We start from the raw sequence: 10721 nt of genomic DNA on the forward strand, positions 1-10721 counted from the left end.
TCTCGTACTGTCATTTTCGATTTAAAATCTATAAAAATTTCACGTTTACCGTTTCTCATCTTTATCCACCATATATTTTCGAGAGGCATTCCTTATCTTTCGATATACAAAAATCAATACTACTAACAAAACTGTAATCCCTACAAAGATCCAAAAATAGGTTTTACCTATTTCTTGTGCTTTATCCCACTGAGAACCGAATACTCTCCCTAAAGATATAAAAGTACTTGTCCAAATTAATGCACCACCATATGCATAAAAGGCAAACGTTCGAAAGTTCATCCTTATAATTCCGGAAAAATACCCAGTGAAATGTCGTACTCCAGGGATAAAATATGAAACAATCAGCACCTTATTCCCATACTGATTAAACCAAGAGGATGCTTTATCTATTTGTTTAGGACCTAAATGAATCCTATGCCCATACTTTTTAAAAAAGGGAGCACCTAATTTATAGCCGATTCCATAGGCGACTGTCATCCCAACCGAGCTTCCTAGTGCCGCAAACAGGATGCTTAGTCCCCAATGTAATTCACCTTGAGAGACGAGAAACCCTGCATAGCTCATCAATGTTTGCCCTGGCAAAGGAAGGACAATCATTTCAAGCATTAATGCCAAGAATAATACAAGATAACCATAATCATTTATATAATCCATCATAGACTCCAAGAGTTTCCCCTCCTTCCTTTGTTCTACATAACTGTATGAAAGTCAGAATTATTTGTTATTTATTGTAAATATTTTATATTATTTTCCCATATATTAAGAACGATTTGTTAATAAAAAAGTTTCGTTTTTGTTATTTCTAGTATATTCCCACAATAAAAAATGCACAAACCTATTCTCAACATGGTTTGTGCATTCAAACTTTATTTTTTCTTCTTAAAAAGCACGAAAAACATGAAGCAAATACTCTTTTCTGTTTAACGGATTAAAGTCAGCTCGTTTTCTGGTAGGGAAATCTTTTTCCATTTTGTTAAATCCAAAAGGTTTTACTATAAAAACGCCCTCGCCTTCTGTAAAAGAATGTAGACCTTTCTTAAAATTCTCAGTAACAGCCATTGGCAGTGTACCTGTTAAATGAAACATCCCTTTTTGAAAGACTGGATCCTCAAATTCTGCCTTTAATCCGGACAATTTAAAAATCGCTTTACTAAGCATACTTGCAGGAACGCTTAATTCAAATTGATTGATTGGTTCATATACATTAGTACCTGCACATTCAAGTGCCTCAAATAAAACGAGTGGCACTAATTTTCTAAAATCTCCTGCTGTAGTCACAGGGCTTGAATACCCTGTATGTGTAAGCGTTACAATAATATCAGTGACTTCCCACCCATATAAACCCTGTTTTAATACTTCAAATACTGTATCTTCTATTGCTTTATGGAAGGATAGAGGCAGTGAACCAAGTTCAACTCCTAATTTATATACTATACCACTGCCAGAGGAACCATTTTCAACATTAAAACCTACTGTTGCATAAAACGGATTTTTAGTTGACCCCATTGTATCTAGAGCTTGACCGGTTCCTTTAGGCTTCTCAATACATATGATCCTTGACTCCGAGAAAGAAACATCCAAATAGTAGTTTTCCTTTAACATTGTTTCGATCACTTCTTTTTGGACTTCCCCAAAAAGTCGGATGTAGATCTCATTATGAAAATCATCTTTCATAACATGAATAAGTGGATCTTCTTCGGACAATTCCACGAGAGCCTGGTATAACTGAAGAGTTCGTTGTTGTTCTTTTGCTTTTATACGTGTCTCTAGCTGAGGTGCTGCAAAATGAATATCTTTTATTTTGTTAGACCAGTTACCTATTACATCACCAATCTTGACATCTTTCAGTCCCCATACTTTACAAAAATCCCCCGCTTCCACTTTTTGTGATTGAATATTTTCCCCTTCATAAAATACATGAAGCTTTTTAATTTTATAGGTTTGCCTTTCAATGACACCATCACTCTTTTTACGATTAACAAATACATGCTCTCTCACATTTAAGCCACCTGAGAAAATTCTTACATAAGCAATTTTTTCTCCTGAAGATTCTCTTTCTATCTTAAAGACTACCCCAGATAAAGGTCCATCGTCTTGAGTATGATTTACTGGAAGCATAGTTGCCACTCCTGTCAGTAATTCGGCAACACCTATTCCAGTCATAGCTGATCCAAAATAGATAGGATAAGCTTGTGCTTCTCGTATTTGATTCATCAATACATTTTTTACTAGTTCTTCTTCTATTTCCTCTCCATTTATATACCTTTCAAGTAAACTCTCATCATGCAAAGATGCTAATTCAATACATTCCTCAAAAAAATCCCGATCTGAATGGAGATTCAAATTATTATCAACAATAAACGCTTGTTTCGTTCCTATACTTTCCACTCTGTTTAATGGAATCACATGTTCAGTAAGTTTCTCTTTTATATCCTCGACCAATGAATATGATCGTGCACCACTGCGATCAATTTTATTTATAAAAAGAATGGTGGGTATACCTAGTTTCATTAAAACTTTCATTAAAATCTTTGTTTGAGCTTGAATTCCTTCCACCGCTGATATGACTAGAATAGCTCCATCAAGTACACTAAAAGAACGCTCTACCTCTGCAATGAAATCCGCATGCCCCGGCGTATCAATTAGATTTACCTTCAAATCCTGCAGGAAAAAAGAAACGACAGATGCTTTAATCGTTATCCCTCTTCTTTTTTCTAATTCCATTGAATCCGTTTGAGTGTTTCCTTTATCTACTTTACCGACTTCATCGATCACATTTGTTTCAAATAGGATACGTTCAGTCAAACTCGTCTTTCCAGCGTCTACATGCGCTACAATCCCTATATTTAATATATTCATTTATTAAAATCCTCATTTCATTTCTCATAGTTAGTTCCTCTTTTCTTTGATTAAATTTCCGCATTATAATCACACTCCAATTATTTATTACTAAATATTATAAAGCTTTTGTAAATTTTTGCAAAATTCTTTTGAACAGCAAAAACCATTAAGCTTCTGCCTAATGGTACTTTTATTTTTATTGAATTAATGTAGTATCATATTCTTTCTAGAAGACTTTTTTCCAATTGATTAGTTATTATTTTCATCAGCATTGGAACTGTTAGAAGGAACATAACAATTAAAATTACACCACATACATAATACTCGAATTGAGGTTGAAAATGATTTTGATAAAATACAATACTGGAAATTGTAAATAAAACAATTAAGAATAGTTCAAACAAAAACGCGATAATAACAAATAATAGGTACGGTATCACAATTTCTTTTTGTGTAACATGTTGTAATGTTAGTCCTTCCCAGCATCGATCCGCTAATACAGCTAGTTTTCTCATCTTCATCACCTCATTAAACATCCTTATTACAAGAGTATGTCCAATAATTTAGTGATATACCTTTTAACGTTCTTCATTTACCATAATTCGATGTTCGTTGAATGTGCTTCGAGTCAATTTTATGAATTCCACTAGAGGCGGGGACATCCATTTATCCTTATGCCAAGCAATCTGAGTATAGATGGAAGGTGCTGAATTTTTCCATGATAAGCGCTTCATTCTACCCATTTTCAAATCTTTTTCTACGACCATAGCTGGTAATAATGCAATACCTAGACCGGCAATGACACACTGTTTTATCGCTTCGATACTGCCAAATTCAATTTTGTCTAATGGATCTGCTCCAGCTGAACGAAAGAAATCTTCGAAAATGGTACGGTAGGAACAACCTGTTTCAGTAAGCAAAAGTGTTTCTTGTTCAAGGTCCTTTGGAAAAACATTCGATTCCGATAATAGTGGATGATCTGGTGAAGCTACCATTACTAATTCTTCTCTAATTAGTGGTTCTATTTTTAATGTATCTTCAGGATTACGTATATCCATAATGAATGCTGCATCAAGCCCACCTGTAATGAGATGCTCTCTTGCCATTTCATCAGAATGAGCAGGCTTAAACACAAGTTTTACTTTCGGAAACTTAGACTTAAACGCTTTAAGAATAGGAGGAAGTCTATATGTGCACTGACTTTCTTGTGCTCCTATCACAAGAGTTCCTGTATGGCCTTCTTCTCCATTTACAGCCAATTTTGCTTCCATACTTAGGTTTATCATTTTATCCGCATATCGTTTAAACTGCTGTCCAGCTTCTGTTAGAATTAAACGCTTCCCAAGACGCTCAAACAAAGGCTTCCCCATTTCTGTTTCAAGAGCTTTTATTTGAGCAGTTACACTTGATTGAGCAAAGTTTAATTTCTTTGCGGTTTGGGTAAAGTTTAAGTTTTCTGCAGCAGTCTTGAATGTAATCAATTGTTTTATTTCCATATTTCCTTCACCCTTTAATCGGATTTATCGATTGATATAATCAAAATAATCATCTTTATTGATTTATATTTTCATTATAAGATAGAAATGATCAAAGTAAAAGATTATATATAGGAGTGATTAAATATGACCATTGCAGTAATATACGGAGGAACGCGCCCAAATGGGAATGCAGAAATCTTAACAGATCACACCATTCAAGGAATAGATGTAGAAAAAATTTATTTAAAGGATTATAGCATTCATTCTATAATAGACCAACGTCATACAGAGGAAGGATTTCAGGATATAAATGACGATTACAACTCAATTATTGAGAGGGTAATGCAGCATGATATTTTAATTTTTTCCACTCCTATCTATTGGTATAGTATGTCAGGAGCAATGAAGCATTTTATTGATCGCTGGTCACAAACATTAAGGGACTCAAAATTTCCCGATTTTAAAACAAATATGTCGTCAAAAAGAGCTTATGTTATCGCAGTTGGCGGTGATAATCCAACTATCAAAGGGTTACCGATGATCCAGCAGTTCCAATATATATTTGATTTTATGGGAATTTCTTTTGAAGGATATATTCTAGGAGAAGGCAACAAGCCAGGAGATATTTTACACGACGAAAATGCTTTATTTGCCGCTTCGCAATTACAAAAGCTCTTTTCTTAGACTTCCCTTTTTCTATATTATGAAAAAAATTAGCCTAGATTCCCCTGAGGAATCTAGGCTAATCTTTTAAAAGGTAAGAAAGTATAAAATTTACTAAGGACATTACACACGAAAAGTGTCTGCTATGTCTAGCTCCAGCGCCTATCGGCTAGCGGATTTCTCCGTCTCCTCCCTACGATAAGTCAACATCGGCTCGAGAACTACCTCACCGTGTTTCCTTTATCTCAGTCGAAGACTACAAAATCCGTACGCTAGAGCTGCGGCGCTTGCGCTTTTCTTATATCGCTGCTTTTGTTGCAAACTGACTGTTGTAAAGATCGGCATAAAAACCATCTGCAACTAACAACTCATGATGTGTTCCTTGTTCAATGACTTTACCTTGGTTCATTACTAGGATCAAATCGGCGTCCCTGATCGTTGAAAGACGATGAGCAATAACGAAGCTTGTTCGTCCTTCCATTAAGCGTTTCATTGCTTGTTGAATCAGTAATTCGGTCCGTGTATCAACACTTGATGTCGCTTCATCCAAGATCATGATCGGAGGATCCGCTAGAACAGCACGAGCAATCGTTAGGAGCTGCTTTTGCCCTTGAGAAATGTTCGATGCTTCTTCATTTAAGACAGTATCATACCCTTCTGGAAGTGTACGAATGAAGTGATCAGCACGAGCTGTTTTTGCTGCCCGGAATATTTCTTCATCCGTTGCACCACTTTTTCCGTAAGCAATATTGTCTTTTATCGTTCCATTAAAAAGCCATGTATCTTGAAGCACCATTCCAAAAGTTTTTCGTAAATCCTCACGCGACATGTCACGTGTATCGATTCCATCAATCGTAATTTTTCCGCCATTTAGTTCATAAAACCTCATTAAAAGATTAATTAATGTCGTCTTCCCAGCTCCAGTTGGTCCAACAATCGCAACTGTTTGACCTGGTCGTACATCAATGTTCATATCTTCTATTAGCATGTCTTTTCCATATCCAAAATCAACATGTTCAAATGTAACCGCACCTTCAGCACGTGTTAAACTTAAAGTCGTCACTTCTTTTACTTCTTCTTCCTCATCGAGCAGTTCAAAGACACGCTCTGCTGCCGCGACGGTTGACTGGATAATATTAGCGATGTTAGCTGTTTGTGCAATTGGTTGTGTGAATTGACGTGTGTAAGTAATAAACGCTTGAATATCACCAATTGAAATCGCGCGTTTCGTCACTAAAATTCCGCCGATCACACTGATTAAAACATAGCTTAAATTCCCAATAAAAGACATCATCGGCATAATAATTCCGGAAATAAATTGTGCTTTACGTCCGGCTTGATATAATTCTTCATTCACCTGATCGAACTGTGCAACAGCCTTTTTCTCATGACCGAACGCTTTAACCACTTGGTGTCCAGTATACATTTCTTCTATATGACCATTTAACTGACCAAGTGATCGCTGCTGATCGGCAAAATGTTTTTGCGACCTTTTCAAAATCGGGCGAATCACAAAAATAGATAGCGGTAAGCTGACAATTGAAATCAATGTTAAGATTGGACTGATTGTCAGCATCATAATGATGATCCCGATAATGGTGACAATCGATGTAATAAATTGTGTAATACTTTGTTGAAGTGTAGTCCCTATCAAATCAACATCATTCGTCACACGGCTTAATGTTTCACCATGTGGACGGCCATCATAATATTTCAGTGGCAGCTTCTCCAGCTTTGCGTTTACATCTTCTCTTAAACGATACACTGTTTTTTGGGCAACACTAGACATAATATACTGCTGAATGTAGGTAAATATGCTGCTAATTACATATAATCCCGCAAGAAAAAGTAATAGCTGTCCGATTTTATCAAAATCAATTGCCGCTCCGGGTACTTTTGTTATCTTAGCATAAGCCCCTTTAAATACTTCAGTGATGGCATTCCCCATAATTTTCGGGCCAGCAATTGTAAAAATTGTACTCATGATTGCTGCGAAAAATACTGCAATTAATTGTTTACGAAGTGGTTTTAAGTATGAAAGCAGACGTCGAAATGTTCCTTTAAAATCCTTCGCTTTCTGTCCTGCCATCATCATATGTCCACCGCCATGTCCCATTGGACCGCCACCCCGAGGTGGTGAGTTTCTATGCTTACTCATGCGATCTCCTCCTCTTGGAACTGTGATTCGACGATTTCACGATACACTTCATTATTATCTAGTAGCTCTTGATGTGTCCCAATTCCAGCAATTTCTCCTTTATCTAACACGATAATCCGATCAGCGTCCACTACGGTACTGACGCGTTGAGCAACAATAACCACTGTCGCATTCTTTGTTTCATCTTTCAGCGCAGCACGTAATTTGGCGTCCGTTTTATAATCTAAGGCTGAAAAGCTATCATCAAATATATAAATATCAGGTTTTCTTACAAGGGCTCTTGCGATTGAAAGACGTTGTTTTTGACCACCTGATACATTTGTTCCACCCTGTGTAATAACAGAATCATACCGATCTTCCATTTTATTAATAAAATCAGCTGCTTGTGCTATTTCTGCAGCATGGATAATCTCATCTTGTGTTGCATCCTCTTTGCCGAAACGAATGTTTTCGCTAATTGTCCCTGAAAAGAGCAATGCTTTTTGAGGAACAAACCCAATTTTCGAACGAATTTCCTCTTGCGAAGCATCACGAATATCAACACCATTTACTCGAATCGTACCATTCGTCACTTCAAAGAATCGAGGGATCAAATTCACAAGCGTTGATTTCCCAGCACCTGTTCCACCAATGATTGCCGTAATTTCACCTGAATTAGCTCTAAAACTAATATCAGATAATGCTGGTTCCTCCGCTCCTGGGTAACTAAAAGAAACATGGTCAAATTCAAGGGTTCCTCGAGTTTTATCTGCTGCTGATGTTCCTTCATCTAAAAGTGTCGGTTCCATTTCTAGAACCTCATTGATACGGTTTGCAGATACAGCCGCACGAGGCACCATTACAAACATCATCGATGCCATTACAAGAGCAAACATAATTTGCATCACGTATTGAATAAAGGCCATTAAGTCGCCTACCTGCATATTGTCGTTGTCAATTCGAATTCCGCCAAACCAGATGATACCTACAACTGTTAAATTCATTACTAGCATCATGACTGGCATTAAAAGCGCCATGACTTTATTTACTTTAATTGAAACGTCCGTTAAATCTTTATTCGCCTTTTGAAGACGAACCTTCTCTTGTTTTTCACGGTTGAATGCACGAATAACACGAATACCTGTTAAGTTCTCACGTAACACTAAGTTCAAACGATCCAGTCGTTTTTGGACAGTTTTGAATAACGGTAATGCTTTATACATGATAAGAAGAATAGATCCAATCAATATTGGTATCGTTACAACAATAACAAGTGATAGTTTGGCATCCTTTGACAAAGCCATAATTAATCCACCTACAAACATAATGGGTGCACTTATGACCATACGAAGCATCATGATTACTACTTGCTGTACCTGTGTAATATCATTCGTCGTTCTCGTAATGAGTGATGCTGTTCCAATCTTATCAAAATCTTGCAGTGAAAATTTCTCTACATGTTTAAAAACTTTACTACGAATATCTCGTCCGAACCCCATTGCTGCTTTTGACGAATAGTAACTGGCAACGACAGATGCAAAGGCTCCAAACGCAGCAACTAAAAGCATCAACCCGCCAATTTTCCAAATATATGGCTTATCTCCAACTACTACACCTTTATCGATAATGTCAGACATAAGTGTAGGTAAAAAAAGATCTGACATGGATTGAACGAAAACAAGCCCAAAAACGGCTAGAACGATCCATTTATAAAATGATAGATTTTTCAATAGTTTAATCATTCGATCATTCTCCTTGTTCTAAAGCTTCTTTTTCTAAAAACATAGCAATATGTTTAAGTGAAGCTAATAACTCATTTCGCTGGTTTTCGGATAACTTGTTAACAGCCGATGTAAAAATATGATGGAAACCGCCTTCTTGTTGTTGAATGATTTGATGCAGTTTTTTCCCTTTTTCACTAAGTGTCAGCTGCATTTCCCGCCGATTCTCTTCTACAGGATGGCGATTGATCATCTCTGCTTGAACAAGTCCGTCAACAGCTTGACTCAATGTGCTTTTTGGAAAATGGGTTACCAATCCAAGCTGTTTTTGCGTCATTTCTTTGTGTGGTGCTATTGTCATTAGTACAGCAAATTGAGGAATTGAAAGATTGTTAGCTGATGCTACTTTCTGGAAAATTTTCCTCATATTTTGATTTATACGCCAAAAAGTACGGGTAATTTCTGTCGATATCATGTTGGATTGATTCTCTACATTAATGATTTTTCAACTCCGTTCATTATAGAATTGTTCATTTGTGAACAGTTTGTAAATGTATAAAGTAAATTTACTCCTGTTGATTATTCCAGTCAAGTCAAAAATACAGGAAATTTTTAATCCCATTATTACAAGTATTCAACTATATAACGACAAAAAATAGGACTGCACATTATGTGAGCAATCCCATTTTTTTATCTTATCTTTACTAATTGTCCTTTTTCGGCATCGTATTGATCCTGACTTTTATATGGTTTTTCCTTAAATTCTAGAACTCCCATCGCTTTTTCTGTTCCTTTTACAGTATCCCATACAGAATGATCTACAATTAAAAACATATTTGCGTATGATCTCGAATTACCAATGACTTTATTGCCATCATACTTAAAAGAGATATGTTGACCATTAATGACTAATTCGTTTAATTCCTTTTTTCCATATAATATACCTTGTTGCTTGTTCACATCCAGTTCTGGTGTAGCCGCTTCTACATTACCATTTTTAACATCTTTAAATAGTCCTTTATCTCTTAATGATGCAGCTGTATTTTTGTCGAGAACCATAATTTTATAGTTATCGATCATAACCATTTTGATTTTGTATATTTCACTAAAAATGAGCTTATTTTTATGTTTATTGATTGATGTTTGTATTTGCTGCTCATTACCGTATAAAATAACTCCATTATTAGTATCTAAAATATACTTCTCTTTCCAATTTTTTAACCAGCCACACCCGGACAAAAATGAGCACGAGATTAGGATGGCAGTTAGTATAATCAAGACTTTTTTCATTCTTTTTATTCCTTTCATCAAACCTTACTAATTATGTGAATGGTTTAACCTTGAAGCAACCTGTTTTCCATCTACTAATACTTCAAGTACCGCTACTATAATTTCTACTAATCTTTTCATTACTTTATGTTCCTCCCTTTATAAAATAGTGAGTAACTTGTTGATACTTTAATTATAGGGAGTCTACTTTATTTGACCCATTGTTTTAGATTACAAAAGTCTTACAGTTCTGTAAGGTTAGGAAAAAATCAGCGAGTAAGCTACTCATCTTAATTCCACAATTTTCATCCCTAATCCTGCTACCATTATTAATAAGTTATGTTTTCTTGTATGATATGAATAGACAATTGTCCTAAATTTTCTAAAATTTACATGTTGAATAATGATGTTCCTCATAAAGATAGTTATGGAACACATCGTTTGATTAATTATGTAAAAAATGGGCGTCATAAAGGATGGGTTGAAGCACATCTTTGGGAAATTCTGATGATGATCTTCCTCATAAAGGGTGTTTGACGCACATCCTTGCTCAAATCTGATGATGATCTACCATATAAAGATGGTTTGACGTACATCCCTGCTTAATTC

At 35.8% G+C, this 10721-nt stretch carries 9 protein-coding genes; 1 reads left to right on the plus strand and 8 read right to left on the minus strand.

Going from position 1 to position 10721, the window contains the following annotated elements; translation table 11 throughout:
* Nucleotides 1-45: 45 nt before the first annotated feature.
* From ACQKP0_RS03335 to ACQKP0_RS03350, 4 genes are all read right to left on the minus strand, one after another.
* Nucleotides 46-660 carry a DedA family protein gene (locus ACQKP0_RS03335; protein ID WP_427404467.1) on the minus strand — a complete coding sequence of 205 codons (615 nt, stop codon included), beginning with the start codon at nucleotides 658-660 and terminating at the stop codon, nucleotides 46-48.
* 222 nt (nucleotides 661-882) lie between these two features.
* Nucleotides 883-2862 carry a tetracycline resistance ribosomal protection protein gene (gene tet, locus ACQKP0_RS03340; protein WP_427404386.1) on the minus strand — a complete coding sequence of 660 codons (1980 nt, stop codon included), beginning with the start codon at nucleotides 2860-2862 and terminating at the stop codon, nucleotides 883-885.
* 197 nt (nucleotides 2863-3059) lie between these two features.
* Complete coding sequence (locus tag ACQKP0_RS03345) at nucleotides 3060-3359, minus strand: hypothetical protein (RefSeq protein ID WP_427404387.1); 300 nt, start codon at nucleotides 3357-3359, stop codon at nucleotides 3060-3062.
* A 63-nt stretch (nucleotides 3360-3422) separates the two neighbouring features.
* Nucleotides 3423-4340, minus strand: a complete 918-nt coding sequence (locus ACQKP0_RS03350) for a LysR family transcriptional regulator (RefSeq protein ID WP_427404388.1) — start codon at nucleotides 4338-4340, stop codon at nucleotides 3423-3425.
* Between the two features lie 126 nt (nucleotides 4341-4466).
* Between ACQKP0_RS03350 and ACQKP0_RS03355 the strand changes: the two genes are divergently transcribed.
* The gene (locus ACQKP0_RS03355) at nucleotides 4467-5006 is read left to right on the plus strand and encodes a flavodoxin family protein (protein ID WP_427404389.1); all 540 of its coding nucleotides are present in this window, start codon (nucleotides 4467-4469) and stop codon (nucleotides 5004-5006) included.
* Nucleotides 5007-5283: 277 nt separating this feature from the next.
* Here ACQKP0_RS03355 and ACQKP0_RS03360 read toward each other — a convergent pair whose 3' ends face one another.
* The 4 genes from ACQKP0_RS03360 to ACQKP0_RS03375 form a co-directional block, all read right to left on the minus strand.
* On the minus strand, nucleotides 5284-7143 hold the full coding sequence (locus ACQKP0_RS03360) for an ABC transporter ATP-binding protein (RefSeq protein ID WP_427404390.1): 1860 nt from the start codon (nucleotides 7141-7143) through the stop codon (nucleotides 5284-5286).
* Nucleotides 7140-8864, minus strand: a complete 1725-nt coding sequence (locus ACQKP0_RS03365; RefSeq protein ID WP_427404391.1) for an ABC transporter ATP-binding protein — start codon at nucleotides 8862-8864, stop codon at nucleotides 7140-7142. The genes ACQKP0_RS03360 and ACQKP0_RS03365 overlap by 4 nt, the downstream gene beginning before the upstream one ends.
* Nucleotides 8865-8868: 4 nt before the next feature.
* The gene (locus tag ACQKP0_RS03370; RefSeq protein WP_427404392.1) at nucleotides 8869-9270 is read right to left on the minus strand and encodes a MarR family winged helix-turn-helix transcriptional regulator; all 402 of its coding nucleotides are present in this window, start codon (nucleotides 9268-9270) and stop codon (nucleotides 8869-8871) included.
* A gap of 263 nt (nucleotides 9271-9533) precedes the next feature.
* A complete protein-coding gene (locus ACQKP0_RS03375) occupies nucleotides 9534-10133 on the minus strand; it encodes a lipoprotein BA_5634 family protein (protein WP_427404393.1) in 600 nt (199 codons plus the stop codon).
* Nucleotides 10134-10721 lie beyond the last annotated feature (588 nt).

This window comes from Heyndrickxia sp. NPDC080065, assembly GCF_050281185.1.
Taxonomy (GTDB): domain Bacteria; phylum Bacillota; class Bacilli; order Bacillales; family Bacillaceae_C; genus Heyndrickxia.